We start from the raw sequence: 19,962 nt of genomic DNA, 5'->3' as shown, positions 1-19,962 counted from the left end.
CCCATTCTGGACCATAATCTCGTCGTCGCATGTCTCCGATGCGCCAGATCAGCCCGACGGACTTCCGCATCGCTCATCGCGGAACGTCGCGCGAGATCAACCGGCAGATCGTGCTGAACCTGGTCCGGACCAACCAGCCGATCTCGCGTGCCGAACTGGCGCGGCTGATGGGCGTGCGCCGTGGCGTCATCAGCCGCCTGGTGCAGGACCTGCTCGACACCGGCCAGATCTTCGAGGGCGCGAAGGGCGACAGCCAGGGCGGTCGCAAGCCGCAGCACCTCTTCATCGAGACGCGCCGCCGCTGCGCGGTCGCCATCGACATCAGCGCCAGCCGCACGCTCCTGCAGGTGACCGATCCGCTCGGCCATCCGCTGCAGGAGATCGAGGAGTTCCAGACCACCGAAGACGCGGGCGAGCTGCTGCAGCACCTCGCGCAGCGCATCGTGGCGCTGCTGGCTCATCCCGGCGTGGGCGAGTGCCAGGGCATCGGCGTCGTGGTGGCCGGCCTGGTCGACACCGAGCGCGGCCGCCTGCTGCGTGCCCCGACGCTCGGCTGGCAGGACGTCGACCTGCGTGCGCCGCTCGAGGCCGCCACCGGCCACGCCGTCGTCGTCGAGAACTCCACCAAGGCCTGCGCGCTCGCGCAGCTCTGGGAGGTGCGTGACACGCCGCTCCCGGAAGGTCCGCTGGTCTTCGTCAACGCCTCCGACGGCGTCGGCGTGGGCATCGCCCTCGACGGCCAACTGGTGCGGGGTGCCCGCAACGGCGCCGGCGAGTTCGGTCACGTCCCCATCGACATCGATGGTCCGGTGTGCGCCTGCGGCTCGCGTGGCTGCTGGGAGGCCTATGCCTCGGTGCGCGCCACGGTGGCACGCTACCTCGGCACGAGCCTGTCGTGGCCGGCGTGCAGCAAGCCGGCGCTCACCGTACCGACGATCGTCGAGCGGGCGCGGGCCGGCGAGGCCCGTGCCTGCCAGGTGCTCGACGAGACGGGCGAGTACCTGGGACGCGGCCTGGCGATGGTCATCAAGGCGGTCCAGCCGAGCTGCATCTACATGAGCGGCGAGATCACGGAGGGCTGGGAACTTGTCGAGCCAGGTGTCCGGCGCGTGCTGCGTGAGCTCGCGCTGACGCCCGACGACGCCGAGATCGAGATCGCCATCGTGCCGCTCGGCGATCAGCCCCGACTGCGCGGCGCGGCGGCGCTGGTCACCTCACCGGCCTTTGCCGCGCCCGTGGTCGCGTAGGGAACCGAACAGGGCGTCGGCAACCGACGCCGAGGTCGAGGAAGGTCGAGTCCGCCCCGGCTCGGCGGGTACTGCCGGGGCAGGTCTTCAGAACGGCCGCACCCGGGCCGATAGAACGGGTGACAACAACGCGCGCTCACGCCGCCGGTGTCAGATGCCGGTCCCTCCAATCGTGAGCGCCATCGACGCGCGTCCCGCGGGTGGGCACGCGCGGGCCGCGCAGGTGTGATCGGCGCCCTGGTGAGCAACCCTACTCACGACAGACAGGTGACGCCGTTGCTACGCTCTGCGGATCGAAGGGCGCGCGACATCTTGTGTGTGTACAGACTTACCCAACGGCAATACGAGATCGTTTCCCGCGTCGCACGCGGGCGCACGGATCAGCAGATTGCTGACGAGCTCGGCATCAGTCCCCGGACGGTCAGCAACAGCCTGGCCCGCATCTACGATCGGGTCGGCGTGTCCGGCCGCGTGCACCTCGCGGTGCTGCACGCGACCGGGAAAATCCTCATGAAGCCGGAAGCCTGACCGGCTCCCCGTCGGTCACCGGGGCAACGCCCAGGCCACCAGGCCGGTGGGACCCGTATGGGGCGTCGGCACCGCGCCGGGGCCGGTCGGCTGAGTCGCCGATGCCGTCACCAGCAGGTACTGCCGCCCACCGTGTTCGTACATCGACGGCCCGCCGCTGGTCGGTCCTCCGAGCGGGAAGGTGGCCAGCTCCTTGCCGTCGGCGCTGTCGTACACGTGGACCTTGCGGTCGGCAGCCGTGGCGAACACCAGCCCCGACCCGGTCACGATCAGCCCACCCTTGACCGTGGCGGCAGAGCCGGTGCCAGTGATGCCGAGAGGCAGCAGGCGCAGGTCGTCGCCCAGTCCCTTCTGCCAGGCGATGGCGCCGGTGTTGAGGTCATACGCCGTCAGCGTGGTGTACGGCGGCTTGACGATCGTCGGGTACAACCCGAACCCGTCGGTGGTCGGGTAGCCCTCCTTGACGATCTCCTCGGCGTTGTTGGCGCGCGCCGGGCGCACCTCGCCGGGCTTGAGCAGCCGGATGATCGTCGGCACGTTGAAGCCGATCACGTACACCCGGCCGTCGGTCGGGTGCCCCGCCGTGCTGCCCCAGTTCGACCCGCCCTGGTTGCCTGGCATGTGCACGACTTCCTCGAAGCCGATCGGGGTGAACGGCCCCTCGTTGCGGGCCTTGAGGATGCGCTGGCGGAACGCCTCGCGTTCTTCGGGCGTGAGGATGTACGGGTTGAGGTCGTCCACCGTGAACGACTGGCGCGAGAACGGCTCCGGCTTGGTGGGGAAGGGCTGGGTCGGCGAGAGGTACTGCCCCGGCACCGTCGTCTTGGTCGGGACGGGGCGCTCCACGATGGGCCAGATCGGCGCGCCGGTGACACGGTCGAACACGTAGAGGTAGCCGGTCTTGCTGGCCATCGCGACGATGTCGACGCGCTTGCCGTCGTGCGTGATGGTCGTCAGCTGCGGCGCGGAGTTGTTGTCGAGGTCCCAGATGTCGTGGTGCACCGTCTGGAAGTGCCAGAGGCGCTTGCCGGTGCGGGCGTCGAGGGCGACGAGGCTGTCGGAGAACAGGTTGTCGCCGCGGCGATAGCCGCCGAAGAAGTTGAACTTGCCGCTGCCGGTCGGCACGTACACGATGCCGCGGGCCTCGTCGATCGAGAGCTCGCCCCAGTTGTTGGCGCCGCCCACCGTGGCGCGCGCGTTCTCGGGCCACGTGTCGGCGCCGAACTCGCCGGTGCGCGGGATCGTCCGGAAGCTCCACACGAGCGCGCCGGTGCGGACGTCGAAGGCACGCACGTCGCCGGGGGCCGAGGTGTACTCGGTGTTGGTCGCCGAGCCGACGATGATCAGGTTGCCGAAGACGCGCCCGGGCAATCGGCTCTGCTGCTGGACCGTCGCCGGATCGCGGTCGAGGCCCTCGCGCAGGTCCACCTTGCCGTCCTTGCCGAACGTCGTGACCAGTTGCCCGGTGGCCGCATCGACCGCCTGCAGCTGGTTCAGCGCGGAGAAGAAGAGGCGGCGTTGTTTGCCGTCGCCGCTCTCCCAGTAGTTCAGGCCGCGAATCGCGAACCCCTTGATCTCGGGCGACCGCCACTTGAGGGTGCCCGTCGCGGCGTCGAGCGCCACGATCGTCCCGCCGCGGGCCCGCGTGTAGACCACGTCGCGAACCACCAGCGGGTTGAAGTCCGTGTCGCCCTCGGCAAACGTCCAGGCGACCTTCAACTGCGTCACGTTGGTCTTGTCGATCTGCGTGGCTGCGACGAACCGTGAACTGTCGGGGCCGCCGGCGTAATCGCGCCACTCGCGGGGCGCCTGCTTCGCTCCGTGCACCACCGCGAGCCCCGCTGCCGTTGCCAGCGCCAGGCCCATCCCGAGTCCTCGTACCGTCCGCCCCTTCACTGTCCGACCGTGCATCGACGCGTTCTCCCGGGGCGGCTGTCGCCCGAGGGGGATAGTACCTGCGGATCGGGGATCGGGGATCGCGGACCGGGGGATCGGGAGCGTCCGACCTTGTTCGACGGCCCTGGGCCTTGCCCGCCGACTGTGCGAATGCACCGCCGCGCCGATTGTCGAGGTAAGGCGACGTGTCTCCCCGTCGGCCGACCGCTCCCGAATGCGCCGCGCCCGCCTGCTCCGTGCCCTTACGCTCGCCCTGCTCGTAGTCGCGGGGGCTGCACCGGCGTCAGCGCAGGCGCCGGCCATTCGTCTTGCCAGCGGGCAGCCGGCTGATGGGGCCAGTGGGGCCCGCCTCGGGCAACTGCGGGCCCGCGTCGTGCTGGGCACTTCCGTGCGGCTGCTCGTGGGGATGCGTCTCCCTGCCGGCGTCACCGCTGCGACCTCGCGGTCCTCGTTGCGGCCCGCCGTCGGTCGCGCCCGGAATGCCGTCCTGGCGCGTATCGGCAGCCGCGGGCGGAGCGTTCGCGCCGCCACCACGCTGCCGGTGCTCGTCGTGACCGTCGACCTCGACGGCCTCGACGCGCTGGTGGCCGATCCCGACGTCGCCACCCTCGAGGAGGACTTCGCCGCCGCATCCCGACTGACCGAGAGCGTGCCGCTCGTGCAGGCCGACCAGTTGTGGAGCGAGGGCTACCGGGGCACTGGCTGGGCGGTTGCCGTGCTCGACGATGGCGTGGAGGCGTCGCATCCGGCATTCGGTGGCCGGGTGGTGCAGGAGGCCTGCTTTTCCGGCGCCACGGTGGTGGCCAACAGCCAGTGTCCCAACGGCGCCACCTCGCAGGTCGGCCTCGGCGCCGCCGCGCCGTGCGCCACCTGCACGCACGGCACGCACGTGGCCGGCATCGCGGCGGGCAACTCCGGCGTCGCCCCCGACGCGCCGATCGTCGCGGTGCAGGTCTTCTCGAAGGACGCGCTGGCGTACTACAGCGACATCCTCCTCGCGATCGACCACGTGCTGACGCTCGCCGACACGATGGGCATCGCCGCCCTCAACCTGAGCATCGGCAGCGGGTCGGGCCTGCCGACGCCCTGCGATGCCACCTCCTCCTCGATGTACGCGGCGTTCGCCGCTTTGAGGGCGGCCGGCATCGCCCCGGTCGTCGCCGCCGGCAACTCCGGCGCCACCACCAACGGCCTCGAGTTCCCGGGCTGCCTCTCCAACGCGGTGAGCGTCGGCGCCACCGACGACGCCGACGCGGTGGCCAGCTTCGGCAACACGGCGAGCGGCATGCAGCTGTTCGCCCCAGGCGTGGGCATCGTCGCGCCGGTCCCCGGTGGCGGCACGGCCGCCCGGAGCGGGACGTCGATGGCAACGCCCCACGTGGCCGGGGCCTGGGCCCTGCTGAAGCAGCGCCTGCCCACGGCGTCGGTCACCGCCGTCCTCACGGCGCTCAGGTCCACGGGACTGTCGATCTTCGACTCGGGCACCGGGGTCTCGTTCCCCCGGATCCGCATCGCTCTTGCTGCGGAGGCGATGGCGGCCTTCACGGTCACACCGGCGAGCTGGAGCGCAGCTCCCGCCGGCGGGACCGAGAGCGTCGCGCTCACCAGCGCCGCCGACGGCGCCACGTGGAGCGCATCGTCGAACGCGTCGTGGCTCGGCGTGTCGCCGGCCAGCGGCGTGGGCAGCGCCACCGTCACGCTGACCGCGTCGGCCAACGCTGCCTCCGCGCTCTCGCGCACCGCCACGGCCACCGTTGCCGGCCACCAGGTCACCGTCACGCAGGCCGGCAGCACCGCCACGTTCACCCTGTCGTCATCGGCGTGGATGCCCGCGGCGGCGGGCGGGACGCACCTGGTCACGGTGACCAGTTCGCTTGCCGACGCGCCCTGGACGGCGACCACGAGCCAGCCATGGCTCACGGCCAGTGCGTCGAGCGGCACCGGCAACGGCTCGGTCACCCTCACCGCTTCGGTGCACGCATCGTCGGCCCAGCCACGCACGGCGACGGCGACAATCGCGGGCCGCACCGTGTCGGTGACGCAGGATGGCTACTCGATCTCGCTCAGCCCCGCGTCGGCGGCCTTGCCGGCGGCCGGCGGCGTGGTGTCGCTCTCGGCAAGCGTCACCCCGCCGAGCGTGGCGTGGACGGCCTCGAGCGACGTCGGATGGGCCACCGTGAGTCCCACCAGCGGCACCGGCAGCGGCCACGCGGCGATCACCGTCGCGGCGAACCCGTCGGTGTCGCCCAGGACGGGGCAACTGCTGATCGGCGGGCACGTGGTCACCGTGTCGCAGGATGGCGCCATCGCCACCTTCTCGGTGTCGCCCGGCGCCATCAGCGAGCCCGCGCAAGGCGGCAGCCACAGCGTGATCGTCACGTCGACCATCGTCGATGCGCCGTGGACGGCCACCAGCCCGGCGCCCTGGATCTCGGTGACCCCTGCCTCGGGCGTCGGCACTGGCGCGGTGTCGGTGACGGTGGCACCGCACGGTGGCTCCGACGCGCGCAGCGCGACCCTCACTGTCGCCGGTCGGGCGATTGCGGTCTCGCAGGCCCCGCACCCGCCCACGGCGAGGACCGCCGAGGACGCGTGGATCGCACCTGCGGCCGGCGGGGTCCACGAGCTGACGCTCGACGTGCCGGCGGCACTGCCCGCATGGCGCGCGTGGACCGACGCGGCGTGGATTACCGTGAGTCCGCTGCAGGGGCAGGGCGACGCCCGAGTGTCGATCGCCGCACTGCCGGCGAGCAGCGATGGCGCCGGCCTGGCCGTCATGGGGGTGCCGTCGCCACTGCCCTCCGGCTCGGCCACCGTGATGGTCACGCAGGCCCATGCCGACGGCGTGCGCACGGCGACGGTGGTCTTCGTGCCGGCGGCCGCGCCGTCGACGTACACGCGCTACCTGGCCGAGGGCGCGACGTCCAGCTTCTTCGACACGCGCCTGGCGTTGCTCAACCCTGGCGACACCGACACGATTGCCTCGCTGCAGTACCTGCGCGCCGGGAGGTCGGTCGTCGAGCAGACCGTGCCGCTGCCGGCGCACGCACGCCGCACGGTGTGGCCGCGCGACGCCGACGGCCTCGACCAGGCCGAGTTCTCGACGGTGGTCACTGCGTCCGTGCCCATCGTGGTCGATCGGACGATGACGTGGGATGGCGCCGGCTACGGTGCCCACGCCGAGACGGCGGCGGCTGACGCGTCGTCGCGGTGGTACTTCGCGGAGGGTGCGACCCACAGCGGGTTCTCGCTCTTCTACCTGTTGCAGAATCCCGGCGACGACACCATCACGGTGCAGGCCCGCTTCCTGCGCGCGGCTGGCCCGCCGCTGGAGAAGACGTACGACCTCGCGCCGCGATCGCGGACCACCGTCTGGGCCAACGTCGAGGACTTCGCCGGGCTCGGGCGCGCGCTCGCCTCCGACGAGTTCAGCGCCGTACTCGAATCGGTCGACGGCGCACCCTTCATCGCGGAGCGGGCGATGTACCGCTCCACGCGGGCCCACGTGTTCGACGCCGGTCATGAGGTGATGGGCGTGGCTGCGCCCACGCCTCGCTGGTTCCTGGCGGAGGGACGGACCGGCGCCTACTTCGACATGTTCGTGCTGGTGGCCAACCCGAGTGACGTCGCCGCCGACGTGCGCCTGACGTACCTGCTCGAGACCGGCCAGACGCTGCAGCGCTCCTTCATCGCGCCGGCCACCTCGCGTTCCACCATCTGGGTCGATCAGGAGCGCTTCGCGGGCACGGTCGGCCTGCCGCTCGCCGATGCGGCGGTGTCGACGACGGTCGAGTCGCTGAACGGCGTGCCGCTGGTCGTCGAGCGGGCGATGTGGTGGCCGGGCGACGGCTCGTCATGGTACGAGGCGCACGCCTCGGCTGGCGCCACGCAAGCGGGCACCGCGTGGGCGCTGGCCGAGGGTGAGGCCGGCGGCCCCGCCGAGGTCGAGACCTACGTGCTCATCGCCAACACGTCGACGACGCCGGGACGGGCGCGCGTGACCGTCGTGCTCGAGGACGGCACGACCCACGATCGGGTCGTTGCGCTCGCGCCGTCGTCGCGCACCAGTGTCGCCATCCAGTCCGAGTTCGCCGACGTCGTGCGCGACACCCGCTTCGGCGTCATCGTCGAGGCGCTCGGCCTGCTGGACGGCGATCCGCTGCCCTCGATCGTCGTCGAGCGCGCCATGTATGGCGACGCCGATAGCGTGCACTGGGCGGCTGGCACCAATGCCCTGGCGACGCGGCTGCGGTAACGTGGGGTGTGCCTCTCGCCTCCGCGTCCCCGTCGTTCACCTCACCAGCCGAGGCGTACGAGACCAGGCTCAGGCAGTTCGGCGCGGTCGCGGCGCAGGAGGACGCGCGCTCGCGGGTGTACTCGCGGCTGCGACTGCTGGTCGCGGCGATCGTCGTGGCGGCGATCGTCGGCATGGTGCGGTCCGGCGCGCCCGCGTGGGCGGCCCTGCTCACTGCTGGTGTCGTCGCCTTCGCGTGGCTGGTCGTGCGGCACGATCGTGTCGAGCGTCGTCGGGACGCCGCGCAGGCGATGGCTGCGCTCAATCGCGACGCGCTCGCGCGACTCGCGCGGCGTTGGAGTGACCTGCCCGCCGCGTGGACGCCGACCATCCCCGACGAGCATCCGTTCGCCGTCGATCTCGACGTGTTCGGGCATGCCTCGGTCGCGCAGGTACTCGGCCCCGTGCGCACTCCGACCGGCCGGCAGGCGCTGGCCGGATGGCTCCTGCACGGCGCCGACGACCCTGTCGAGGTGATTGCCGCGCGGCAGGCGGCCGTGCAGGAACTGGCGCCCCTGCTCGACGTCCGGCAGCACCTCACGGCGCTCGCCCGGGCGCTCCCGGACGTGCCCGGCGACGACGCGCGAAGCCTGCCGCACGCGGTGCGGTGGGCCGAGCAACCCGACGGCGTGGCCGGACGGGCCTGGGTGCCGCTCGTGGCCGTCGTGTTGACGGCGTGCACGCTCGCCGGGGCGGTCGGCACGCTGGTCGGCGTGGTGACGGGATCCTGGTGGCTGCTCACGGGCCTGCTCGGGTGGGTGTTGCGCTGGTGGGTGCACGAGCCGATCGAGCACGCGATCGGCGGCGCGGCCGGCGAGCACGGCCTGCGGCCCTGGGCGACCGCGATCGACCACGTGCAGTCGCGGACGTTCGCGGCGCCGCTGCTGCAGGCGGCGCAACGGGATCTGTCCTCCGCTCCGCCGGCGCTGCGGGCGCTGGAGCAACTGGTCGCGCTCTCCGACGTGCGGCACTCCGCCTGGCTGTTCGCGCCGCTGCAGACCCTGACCCTCTGGGACCTGCACGTGTGGTGGGCCATCGAGCGCTGGCGGCGCCGTCACGGCGGCGGCGTGCGCAAGTGGCTCGAGGCGGTGGGCCGCGTCGAGGCGTTGGGCGGCCTCGCCTCACTGGCGTTCGACCACGCCTCGTGGACGTTCCCCGACCTCTCGGCGGCGCACGACCGGTTGTCGGCCGAGGGCCTCGGGCATCCCCTGCTGGCCGACGCCGTCCGCGTGACCAACGACGTCACCGTCGGCCCGACGGGCCGCTTCCTGCTCGTGACCGGTTCCAACATGTCGGGCAAGAGCACGTTGCTGCGGGCGATCGGCGTGAACGTGGTGCTCGCGCATGCCGGTGGCCCGGTGTGTGCCTCGCGGCTCTCGTTGCCGCCTCTCGCGCTGCACACGAGCATGCGCATCTCTGATTCGCTGGAACTCGGGCTCTCGCTCTTCATGGCGTCGCTGGTGCGCCTGAAGGGCATCGTGACGGCGGCGCGCGAGGCCCGGGCCTCGCGCCGGGTCTGCTACCTGCTCGACGAGGTGTTGCAGGGCACCAACAGCGGCGAGCGCCAGGTGGCCGTCCGCACGGTCGTCGAGCATCTGCTGGGGTGCCAGGCCGTCGGGGTGGTGACCACGCACGACCTGGAACTGGCCGCCGATCCTGCGTTCACCGCCCGCGCCGAGAGCGTGCACCTGCAGGAGACGCTGCACGGCGAGGGCGACGCGGTGACGATGACCTTCGACTACCGTCTGCGACCGGGACCGGCACATGCCGGCAACGCGCTGCGATTGCTGCGCGTGCTGGGCTTCGACGAAGGCTGAGGGGGCTGGCGCGACGCGCCTCAGGACCGCGCGGCACCTGCCACGAGCAGGCCGACCAGCGCGCCACCGGCGATGAGCCACAACTCGGAGACCTTCCAGCGCCACAGCACGACGAAGGCGGTCACCGCGAGCAGCACGGTCCACGCGTCGACCAGCGCCCGTGTCGCGAGCACCCAGGCGGCGCCGGCGATCGCCCCGGTGGCCGCAGCCGACACGCCGTCGACGAAGCCCTTGATCTGCGGCTGTGACCGGTGCTTCCGGAAGTAGGGCGCAGGGAGCACCACGAACACGTACACCGGCAGGAAGACGCCCACCGCCGCCGCGGTCATGCCCCACGTGCCGGCCGCGAGGTAGCCGATGAAGGCCACCGTGATCACCACGGGGCCGGGCGTGATCATCGCCACCGCCACCGCGTCGAGGAACTGCCGATCGGTCAGCCAGCCCTGCACCTGCACGATCTCGCCGTACAGGAAGGGGACGATCGCCAGGCCGCTGCCGAACACGAACGCGCCGGCCTTGACGAACACCCAGAACACCGTGGTGAGGGTCGGGGGCACGGCAGCCGTGGCCAGGGGAGCCGACGCGAGCGCGAACAGGCCGGCGCCCGAGGCGTCCAACTGCCGCTCCTCCCGGGCCATGCGCCAGGTCGCGATCAGCGTGGTGAGGACGCCTGCCGCGATGAACATCCAGGCGATCTCCCGCTCCGTCCATGCCGTGGTGATTGCCATCACCCCGAAGATCGCCCAGAGCAGCGGGCTGCGTCCCAGCGTCAGCGCGGTCAGCTTCTGGGCCGACCGTGCGATCACGCCGATCACCACGGCGCCGATGCCGTAGAACAGCGCCTGCATCCACGGGAGGCCGCCGAACCTGACGTAGGCGACCGACAGGGCCCAGACCATCAGGAAGGACGGCAGGATGAAGCACGCCGCGACGATGGTCGCGCCGACCCTGCCGCCGCGCACGTAGCCGAGGTAGATGGCCAACTGCGCGGCCAGCGGGCCGGGCGCCAGCTGCGCGAGCGCCAGGCCGTCGGTGTAGTCCTCGCGCGAGATCCAGCGCTTCTGCTCCACCAGATCCCGCTGCATGAAGCCCGCAAGGGCGATCGGGCCGCCGAAGCCGGTGGCGCCGAGCCGGAGGAAGTACAGGTAGAACTGCCACGCCGGGACGTGGATCGCGTCAGCGGTCGCGGGCGTGGCCGGGGACGTGTGTGCCTGCATGTCAGGATGCCTCGTGGTGACTCGTCAGGCGAGCGCCCTATGGACGCCCCGGCGAGCGGAGGGCCATGCGCAGCGTGACGCCCCAGGTGCGGGGCTCGCCCGGCATGCCCACGTAGAGTCCCGAGTTGCCCGGGGCCGCCGAGAGCAGTTCCAGGTAATCGGTGTCGAACGCATTGCGGCACCACACCGAGACCATCCAGCCGTTGCCCCAGCGGTAGCCCGCCCGCAGGTTGGCCAGCGCGTACGCCGGCACGTTGAGGTAGAGGGACGGCGTGGCGCTCGACGAGAACTCGGTGCGGTAGCTGGTGTCGCCGGCGACGAACAACTCACCGGACTGCGAGAACAGGGTCGCGCCGCGACGGGCCTCGACGCCGAAGGTGAGCGCCCACTCGGGCACGCCGGGCAGGCGGCTGCCCGAGATGTCCTTGGCCAGCGGCCCACCCGTCTCCTCGAGCGGGGCGGGCGCGTCGGTGAACCGGGCGTACCGCGCGTCGGTCCAGGCGGCCGCGCCGAACACCGATACGGCACTGGTGATCTCGGCGGCGCCGTCGAATTCCACGCCCCGCACCCGCACCAGGTCGGCGTTGGCCAGGTACCCGCGCAGCACGCCGACGTCGGCATTGACCACGTTGGCCTGGAAATCGTGCACGTCGGTGTTGAACACCGAGAGGTTGAGGCGCACGCCGCGCCAGGGCTCGGTCTTGATGCCGCCCTCCGCGTGGCGCACGCGTTCGGGCAGCACCGTGGCCGCGCTGACGATCGGCGCGCCGGTGCTGTCGACCGGGACGCCGTTCATGTTCAGGCCGATCGGCTTGACGGCCGTCGACACCGTGCCGAAGACGTGCGTCGTGCCCGCAAGCAGGTACCGCGCGGTGAACTGCCCGGTGACGTTGGTGTCGCGGACGTCTGCCGCGTACTGCTGGGGAGCGAGCACCGAGCGCTGCAGCGCGATCAGCACCGGATCGGTGGTCTGCAGGCCGCCGTACACCTGGCTGTCGTAGTCGAGCGACTTGCGGTCGTGATTGAGGCGGATGCCGGGGATCAGCGTGAGCCGGTCGGTGACCGACCATTCGGCCTGGCCGAAGAGCGCGGCCGCCGTCGACGAGGACTGGATGTCGGCGACCTGACCGTAGCCGTCGAGCAGGCCGGGCGTGAGGGCGGCCTGGGTCGGCGGCAGCAGGAAGCGCGCGGCGGCCGAGCCGTGCTCCTGGCGGCCGTCGGAGTCGATCGACTGGTGGAAGGCGAACACGCCGCCCGAGAAGGCGATCTTGCTCGTCAACGGCGTCGTGTAGCGGACCTCCTGGGTGAACTGCCGCTGCTTCGACGGGTTGGCCGAGACCGTCGTCACGGGCAGGCCGAGGAAGTCGCGGTCGTTGGACGGGTCCCAGTTCCAGTAGCGCCACGCGGTGATCGAAGTGAGCTTGGCCGACCCGAGTCGCTTCTCCATCGTCAGCGACGTGCCGCCGAGGTCCTGGTTCGAGCGATGCGGCGTGTCGGCGTCGGTCAGGCGATCGAAGGCGTTGTAGGACGGCGGCGTGTAGTTCAGGTCGGCGATGATCTGCGGGAACTGGCGATTGGCCGGACGCAGCGTCGGCGCGACACCGGCGACCACCTGGGCGAAGCCCTGCGGACGCTGGCGCGTGTGATCGGCGGCCAGCACCATCGCGAAGCCGTCGGTCGGCGCGTACAGCACCTGCCCGCGCCCGCCGACGTTGTTCATCTCGTTCAGCCCGCTGCGCGTCGTCGTGTTGTAGAGCAGGCCGTCACGGCTGGTGCCCGAGAAGGCGAACCGGGTCGACAGCCGGGCGCCGAGCGGGACGTTGACGCTGGACTTGACCTGCGCGAAGCCCAGCGACCCGGCGGTCACCTCGGCGTCGAACTCGCGCGTGAAGCTCGGACGACGACTGACCACGCTGATCGCTCCGGCCGTCGTGTTGCGGCCGAAACCGGCGCCCTGCGGACCTCGCAACACCTCGATCCGCTCGACGTCCACGAGGTCGAGCGTGGCCGCCGCCGACCGCGCGAAGAACACGCCGTCGACGTACATGCCCACCGCCGGCTCGATGCCGTCGTTGGTCAATCCGAACGGCAGGCCGAGGCCGCGGATGCTCACCGAGGAGTTGCGGGGATTGGTGGAGAAGAACTGCACCGTCGGCACGAGCTCGCGCAGACGGTTGACGTTGAAGGCGCCAGCGTCGTTGAGCTGCTCGCCCTCGACCACCGACCCGGTCATCGGCGCGGCCTGCAGCGCCTCGTCCATGCGTCGCGCGGCGACCACCACCATCTCCGACATCCGCGGCTCGAGGGCGACGTCCACCGAGACGATGCCGCCCATCGAGGCGTCCACGGGGCGGGTCACCGGCTCGAACCCCTCGAGGGTGACCTGCACCTGGTAGCGGCCGGCCCGACGCACGTCGATCCGGAACACGCCGTTCTCGTCGCTGATGGCCTCGCCGACGCCCTGGCCGCCCTCGGTCAGCACGCGCGCCACGACGCCGGGCATCGGCAGCCCGGCGGTGTCGCGCACGACGCCCGTGATGCTCGGGAGGGTCGCGCCCGCGATGGCCTGTGATGCCTGCGGGGCTGCCGAACCGCCGTCAGTGTTCGCCACTTGTGCGCCCACCTCGCTGCCGACCAGTGTCGATATGCCGACGATGAGGACCGAGAGGACGTGGAAGGCGGCCCGATGGCGCCGCGAGGTCGCCTGAACAAAGGGGAAATAAGGTGTCTGTACCATGCCGGCCCTTCTATGTGCAGCCGCCGGGCCAAGTCTGGGATGTCGGTTTTTCGGTCATTTCAGGATGTGTTCACGGTTGACCCATCACATGTCACGGCATTGCCGTCAAATGTGATGGCTGAAGCCGTGATATAAGACGGCGTGGTCACAGAGCGAATTGTCGGGAGCACGACGGGCCTGGCCAGCGTGCTCGAGCGGGTCGGCATGGTGTCGCGCAGCAACGCTCCCGTGTTGCTGTTTGGCGAGACCGGCACCGGCAAGGAAGTGGTGGCGCGCCTCATCCACCAGGAGTCGTCCTTCAGGCTCGGGCCCTTTCGCCGCGTGAACTGTGGTGCGATCCCGCCCGAGCTGATCGACTCGGAACTCTTCGGGCATGAAAAGGGCGCCTTCACGGGGGCCCTCACCCAGCGGCAGGGCTGGTTCGAGCAGGCTGACGGCGGCACCCTGTTCCTCGACGAGGTGGGGGAGTTGTCGCTTCCGGCGCAGGTGCGTCTGCTCCGGGTCGTGCAGGACGGCGAGGTGGTGCGTGTCGGCGGTGACCGGCCCGTCCGCGTGAAGGTGCGCCTGATCGCCGCGACCCACCGCGATCTCCCCGAGATGGTCGAGGCTCACGCCTTCCGCGACGACCTCTACTACCGCCTCGCGGTCTTCCCGGTGGTGATCCCGCCGCTGCGCGATCGCCCCGACGACATCCGCGAGTTCGCCGAGTACTTCGCGCGTCGCGCCTCGGATCGCTTCGGCGTGCGTCCGGTGCCCGTGACCGACGAACACGAACGACTCCTGCGCGAGTATCGCTGGCCGGGCAACGTGCGCGAGATGTCGGCCGTGATGGATCGCGCCGTGCTGCTCGGGCAGGGGCGCTCGCTCGAGATCGCGGCGGCGCTCGGCCGAGGCGGCCCGTCGAGGAGCGTGTCGCCCGAAGTCGCGGCCGCACTCGCGCCGGCCGGCCGCATCGTCCCGCTCGACGAGGCCATTCGTCGCCACATCGAGGCGGCGCTGGCCGAGACACGTGGTCGCATCGAAGGCCCGGACGGTGCCGCCCGGTTGCTCAAGGTCAACCCCCACACGCTGCGAGCCCGCATGCGCAAGCTCGGCATCGCCTGGTCGACTTACAGGGAACGCTGACGACGCTCAGCGGCCGGGACGGGCACGCGTCGCTTCCTTGATGGCGAGGATCAGCGGCCCGAGGTCCTCGTGTTGCCCGACGATCTCGATGAGCCGACCGGCGTGATCGAGCGAGGCCGCGACGAACGCGGGGTCGGGCGCCGTGACGACCAACTGTCGGCCCTGGGCGGCCGGCAACCGACTGATGACCTGTAGTCGTTCGAGCGCCACCGGATACGGCGGCGCGAGGTCGATGACGACGACGACGGGGTCGTGCTGGCGGAGGAACGCCTCGGCATCGAAGTGACCGGCGTCGAGGTCGTGCAGGTGTGCCGCAGAGACCACGAGCCCTGCCGCCGCGCAGGCGCTCCGCAATCCATCGGCGAGGCCGGGCGTGACGTGGAGGAGAGCGACGGTGCCCATCGCTCATTTACAGGAATTGGGCCAATGCCGGATGGCGATTCCGGCACGACCATCGGCACTGTCGTGTTCACTTGTGCATCAGCGGCAAGACAGGGTGGCAATTCCTACACCCCTGGCCGCCGGGAACAGGTTGCAGGCGGCCGATTGCCTGCAACCTGTAGCGTGTCGCATCAGTCCTGCACTGAATCAGGTCGTGATGGTGTGGCGACCGCGTCCCATCGCCATGCGGTAGATGGCCAGGACGACCACCGCACCGAGCAGCGACATGAAGAAGCCTGCCGCGTCGTTGGGCCCGTACAGGCCGAGTGCCTGACCGAGGAAACCGCCCAGCAACGACCCGACGATGCCGAGCAGCATCGTCACGATGATGCCGCCGGGGTCTCGCCCGGGCATCACGAGCTTTGCCAGCGCACCGATCACCAAACCGAACACAATCCAGCCAAGAATACCCATCGCGCGTCCTCCACCTGTGGTCAGGGCGACGATGTGCCGCCCGACGTTGCATGTGACTGGGCGATGTCATTGCACGGATGATGCCGAAAGGCCGAGAATGCAGGCCATGCGGAACGTGGCAACTTGCGGAGGGCGTGCACGCCTGGTGGCGCTGGGGGCGGTACTGGCCGGCGGTGTGCTCGCCGCGCAGGGCCCGACGACGGTCCGTCCGACGCTCTCGGCCGACGCGTTGGCGCGCGAGTTCACGCTCGACGGCAACGGCAGCTGGAGCGTGCGGCAGGGCCTGCTGGCCCTGGTCACGGCCGGCAAGCCCGGTGGCGCCATCCGCCGCCCCTCGGCGCTCGCTCTGGTCAACGGCCCGGAGATGACGGCGACGACGCTCGCCGTCGAGGTGCGGTCGACCGCCGCGCTGCCCGACGTCACGCCCCGACGCGACGCGCTCCTGGTCGTCGGCTACCAATCGCCGACGCGCTTCTATTACGTGCATCTCTCCGCGGCGCGAGACGACGTGCACAACGGCATCTTCCTGGTGAACGACGCCGACCGTAAACGCATCGACACGCTGTCGCAGGTGACGCCGCTCACCGATCAGCAGTGGCACGCCGCCCGCGTCGTGCGCACGCCGTCCACCGGGCGCATCGAGGTGTTCGTCGACGACATGACCACGCCGATCATGCTGGCCACCGACGCGACGCTCGCGTGGGGGCGCGCCGGCGTGGGCTCGTTCGACGACACCGCCGAGTTCCGCAATGTCGTCGTGACGGGCACTCGGAAGATGCCTTAGGCTCGAGGCATAAGGCTCAAGGCTCAGAGACCGTGCTGAATGAGCCCTGAGCCCTGAGTCCTGAGCCTACCTTCCCAGCTTCTCCAGCACGGCGTGCAGGTCGGCGGCCCGGCCCTGCATCACCGGGTTCCACAGGTCGCCGGTCTCCTCGAAGCGATCCAGCGCCGTCTGGAGCGTGAAGTCCTCCGGGCGCACGTCCTGGTCGAGTTCGCTCCACTGCAGCGGCGTGGACACGCCGGCGAACTGGCTGGCGCGGGCGCTGTAGGCGCAGGCCAGCGTCTTGCCCTCGATGTTCTGCAGGTAGTCCACGTAGACCGTGCGGCCCCGCCTGGCGACCATCCGCTCCACCGTGGCCGCTCTGGGGTGCTGCGAGGCCACCGCCGACGCGATGATCTGGCAGAGCAGCTGGCCCGATTCGTACGACGTGCCCGGCGCGAGCGGGATGTGGATGTGCAGGCCCGACGAGCCCGACGTCTTGAGTGCCGCCGGGATGTCGAGCATCACCAGCGCCTCGTGCACCCACCGCGCCACGTCCTTGACCTGCGTGAAGGGGACCCCCGGCATCGGATCGAGGTCGATGGCCACGAAGTCGGCCTGCGCAGGCGTCGCAGCCCGCGAGAACCACGGGTCGAGCGAGATCGCCCCGAGTTGCGCCACGTAGAGCAGCGTGATGAGCGAGCCGCCGATCAGCCGCGGCGTCGGCCCGTCGTCGCTCTCGTCGCCCTCCACCGTCTCCACCCGGACGCCAGGCGGCACCGCGTCGGGCGCCCGCTGCTGGTAGAACGCCTTGCCCAGCACGCCGTTCGGGTAGCGCTTCATCACGAGCGGTCGGTCCGCGATCACCGGCAGCAGCCAGGGCGCGATGCGGACGTAGTACCGCAGCAGGTCGCCCTTGGTGAGGCCGCTGGCGGGCCAGAAGACCTTGCGCAGGTTCGTGACGTCGAGCGGCCCCTCCGGGAGCGCCAGCGTGCCGTCGCGGCCGGCGTCCTCGAGCGCCTGCAACTGCTCGACGAGCGGGGTGGCGGGGAGCGATGACAGCCGGTCCGCCGATCGTATGTGTGCTCGGTGACGAGTGCCGGTCGAGGCCGAGGGGCCGGACTGGTGGCCCTCGAGGCTCGATGTCCGTCGTTCGGTGGTCGTCGGCTCGCGACGCGGTCCGCACGGATCGACCGCTTCGGGCCCCACGTCGTCACGCAGGCCGAGGAAGACCGGGTGGCGGAGGCGGTTGTCTGGCGTCCACTCGCTGAAGCGCACCTCGCACAGCAGCGACGGGGTGACCCAGTGCTGCCCGCGGGCCCGCGGCGCATCGACGAACGGCGACGTCGGGCGGGCCAGGGGCCGCAGGCGCGCCAGGACGTCGGTGATCGTCGCGTCGCTGAAGCCCGTGCCGACGTTGCCGGCGTAGCAGAGGGTCGCCTCGCTGTCCCTGGACGGCGTGGCGGGCTTGCCGCGCGCATCGACGGGGCTGCCGACCATCAACGCGCCGAATCCCCCACGCGTGCCCTTCGGGTCGGTCCAGCCGCCGATCAGCAGCGTGGCGCGCTTGTGCAGCTTCACCTTGCGCCAGGTGCGCGAACGGACGCCCGAGAGATACGGCGCGTCGGCGTCCTTGACGATGAGGCCTTCCCATCCCTCGCGCTCGGCCTGCGCCAGCACGCGGTGGCCATCGCCTGCCGTGAATGCGCCTTCGCGGAGGCGCTCGCTGGTGCGCACGTGGAGGAGGTGTTCGAGCCGCGCGCGTCGGGCGGCCAGCGTCAACGGGCGCAGGTCGTCGCGGCCCTCGCGCAGCAGGTCGAACACGATCAGGGCGGTGGGCACGGTCGCGCTCCGTGCCTCGATGTCGCGCGTGCCCTTCAGGTGCATGCGGGACTGCAGGGCCGTGAACGAGGCCGGGCGGCCGCGCCCGTCGAGGGCGACGATCTCGCCGTCGAGGACGACCGGACCGGTCAGCGAGGCCGCCAGCTCACGCAGGGCCTTCACGATGTCGGGAAACTGGGCGGCCTTGTCGTTGCCGTTGCGCGAGTACAGGGCCACCCGGGCCGCCGGGTGGGCGGGCTCGACGACCACGATGGCGCGGATGCCATCGAACTTCTGCTCGTAGACGAGCGATGAACTCGACAGCGGCAGCGCGTCCAACTCGCAGGGCGTGGCGAGCATCGGCGCCGGGGGCGCCGTGTCCTGCCAGGGCTGGACCGTGCGGGCCATGAGGCGTAATCATCGGGGTCTCATCGGCCGATAGCAAGGTTTCGGGGATTGCGGATCGGGGACGGGCACCGGTCACCGGTCACCGGGCACCGGGCGCCGGACACCCGGACACCGTGGGTTGCCCCGCAGGTCGGGCGTCGCTCATCAGGTCAGCGCGCCGTCGGGCGCAGCGTTTGCAAAGGGGCACACCATGGCAGCACGTGCGACGTGGAAGGGACATCTGAAGCTGAGCCTGGTGACCATCCCGATTCGGGTGTTCCCGGCCACCGACGCGCACGCCACGGTGAGCTTCAACCAGCTCCACGAGGAGTGTCAGACGCGCATCCAGCAGAAGAAGTGGTGCCCGCACTGCGAGCGCGAGGTGGCCAACACCGAGATCGTGAAGGGCTACGAGTTCTCCAAGGGCCGGTACGTGACGGTGAGCGAGGAGGACCTGTCGAAGGTCCGCCCGGAGTCCACGCGGCTGATCAACCTCACCCAGTTCACCACCGTCGACCAGATCGACCCGATCTACTTCGAGCGGCCCTATTACCTCGCCCCCGACGGCAACGTCGCGGCGGAGGCCTTCGCGGTGATCCGCGAGGGCATGCAGGGCAAGGCCGGCATCGGCAAGCTGGCCCTCTACGGACGCGAGTACATCGTCGCCGTCCAGCCGCGCGAGAAGGGGCTGGTCATGTACACGCTGCGGTCGGCCGACGAGGTCCGCAGCATGTCGCAGATCGAGGAACTCGAGGGCGTTCCCGCCACGCTCAAGCCGGCAGAGGTCAAGCTGGCGCAGCAGGTGATCGGCACGTTCGAGGGCGACCTCGACATCAAGAGCTTCCACGACAACTACCAGGAAGCGCTCCGCAAGCTCATCGACGCGAAGGTCGCCGGCGAGGAGATCGTCGAGACCGAGGAAGAGGCGCCGGCCAAGGTCGTCGACCTCATGGAAGCGCTGCGCCGCAGCCTCGAGTCGGTGAGCGCCGGCAAGAAGACTCCTGCCAAGGCCACGCTCGCCGCCAGCAAGGGCGCCGACGCGACCAGGAAGCCCCGCAAGCGCGCCAGCGCGTAGGCAAGGCCGCCGACCGGCGGCCTCACCGGCCGGGCGGGCGAGAGGCCGCCGCCTGTTCTGTACAATCGAACCTTCGGCGCCCCGACCCTGCGCCCTCTGAAAGGACGTGTCGTGATCGAGACGTTGATCGGCCTGTGGCCCGGCCTGCTCGCGCTGGCCGAGACGGCCCCGGCCGCTGCCACCGACCCGGCGGCTCCCCTCTG

13 protein-coding genes are annotated in these 19,962 nt (G+C 70.9%); 7 read left to right on the top strand and 6 right to left on the bottom strand.

What is annotated here, in order from left to right; genetic code table 11:
• The first annotated feature begins 29 nt into the window (after positions 1 to 29).
• Both TBR22_RS20625 and TBR22_RS20620 read left to right on the top strand, forming a co-directional pair.
• Positions 30 to 1,247: an ROK family transcriptional regulator gene (locus TBR22_RS20625; RefSeq protein WP_239489720.1), complete on the top strand. Its 1,218-nt coding sequence runs from the start codon at positions 30 to 32 to the stop codon at positions 1,245 to 1,247.
• 225 nt (positions 1,248 to 1,472) lie between these two features.
• Positions 1,473 to 1,775, top strand: coding sequence for a helix-turn-helix transcriptional regulator (locus TBR22_RS20620; RefSeq protein ID WP_239489719.1), 303 nt, complete (start codon positions 1,473 to 1,475; stop codon positions 1,773 to 1,775).
• A 15-nt stretch (positions 1,776 to 1,790) separates the two neighbouring features.
• Here the strand turns inward: TBR22_RS20620 and TBR22_RS20615 are convergent, their stop codons facing one another.
• Positions 1,791 to 3,686, bottom strand: a complete 1,896-nt coding sequence (locus TBR22_RS20615) for a PQQ-binding-like beta-propeller repeat protein (RefSeq protein ID WP_239489718.1) — start codon at positions 3,684 to 3,686, stop codon at positions 1,791 to 1,793.
• A 199-nt stretch (positions 3,687 to 3,885) separates the two neighbouring features.
• On the opposite strand from TBR22_RS20615, the gene TBR22_RS20610 reads away from it, so the two are divergent.
• Entirely contained in the window at positions 3,886 to 7,926 is a 4,041-nt protein-coding gene (locus TBR22_RS20610; protein WP_239489717.1) for a S8 family serine peptidase, read from the top strand.
• 8 nt (positions 7,927 to 7,934) lie between these two features.
• Positions 7,935 to 9,782, top strand: coding sequence for a hypothetical protein (locus tag TBR22_RS20605; RefSeq protein ID WP_239489716.1), 1,848 nt, complete (start codon positions 7,935 to 7,937; stop codon positions 9,780 to 9,782).
• A gap of 20 nt (positions 9,783 to 9,802) precedes the next feature.
• Here the strand turns inward: TBR22_RS20605 and TBR22_RS20600 are convergent, their stop codons facing one another.
• Positions 9,803 to 10,999, bottom strand: a complete 1,197-nt coding sequence (locus TBR22_RS20600) for a chromate transporter (protein ID WP_239489715.1) — start codon at positions 10,997 to 10,999, stop codon at positions 9,803 to 9,805.
• A 37-nt stretch (positions 11,000 to 11,036) separates the two neighbouring features.
• Positions 11,037 to 13,736, bottom strand: a complete 2,700-nt coding sequence (locus TBR22_RS20595) for a TonB-dependent receptor (protein WP_239489714.1) — start codon at positions 13,734 to 13,736, stop codon at positions 11,037 to 11,039.
• A 141-nt stretch (positions 13,737 to 13,877) separates the two neighbouring features.
• Here TBR22_RS20595 and TBR22_RS20590 point away from each other — a divergent pair, with 141 nt between their 5' ends.
• Entirely contained in the window at positions 13,878 to 14,861 is a 984-nt protein-coding gene (locus TBR22_RS20590; RefSeq protein ID WP_239489713.1) for a sigma-54-dependent Fis family transcriptional regulator, read from the top strand.
• 6 nt (positions 14,862 to 14,867) lie between these two features.
• On the opposite strand, the gene TBR22_RS20585 is transcribed toward TBR22_RS20590, so the two are convergent.
• On the bottom strand, positions 14,868 to 15,263 hold the full coding sequence (locus TBR22_RS20585) for a hypothetical protein (protein WP_239489712.1): 396 nt from the start codon (positions 15,261 to 15,263) through the stop codon (positions 14,868 to 14,870).
• 186 nt (positions 15,264 to 15,449) lie between these two features.
• Positions 15,450 to 15,716, bottom strand: coding sequence for a GlsB/YeaQ/YmgE family stress response membrane protein (locus TBR22_RS20580; RefSeq protein WP_239489711.1), 267 nt, complete (start codon positions 15,714 to 15,716; stop codon positions 15,450 to 15,452).
• Between the two features lie 106 nt (positions 15,717 to 15,822).
• On the opposite strand from TBR22_RS20580, the gene TBR22_RS20575 reads away from it, so the two are divergent.
• Positions 15,823 to 16,500 (top strand): hypothetical protein, encoded by a 678-nt coding sequence (locus tag TBR22_RS20575; protein ID WP_239489710.1) that lies wholly within the window; start codon positions 15,823 to 15,825, stop codon positions 16,498 to 16,500.
• Positions 16,501 to 16,566: 66 nt separating this feature from the next.
• Here the strand turns inward: TBR22_RS20575 and ligD are convergent, their stop codons facing one another.
• Positions 16,567 to 18,705 carry a DNA ligase D gene (gene ligD, locus TBR22_RS20570; RefSeq protein WP_239489709.1) on the bottom strand — a complete coding sequence of 713 codons (2,139 nt, stop codon included), beginning with the start codon at positions 18,703 to 18,705 and terminating at the stop codon, positions 16,567 to 16,569.
• Between the two features lie 190 nt (positions 18,706 to 18,895).
• Here ligD and TBR22_RS20565 point away from each other — a divergent pair, with 190 nt between their 5' ends.
• Positions 18,896 to 19,759, top strand: a complete 864-nt coding sequence (locus tag TBR22_RS20565) for a Ku protein (RefSeq protein ID WP_239489708.1) — start codon at positions 18,896 to 18,898, stop codon at positions 19,757 to 19,759.
• The last annotated feature ends 203 nt before the right edge of the window (positions 19,760 to 19,962 follow it).

The organism is Luteitalea sp. TBR-22 (genome assembly GCF_016865485.1).
Taxonomy (GTDB): domain Bacteria; phylum Acidobacteriota; class Vicinamibacteria; order Vicinamibacterales; family Vicinamibacteraceae; genus Luteitalea.
Note: the sequence above shows the minus strand (reverse complement) of the source record. Positions and strands in the feature narration are given on the sequence as shown.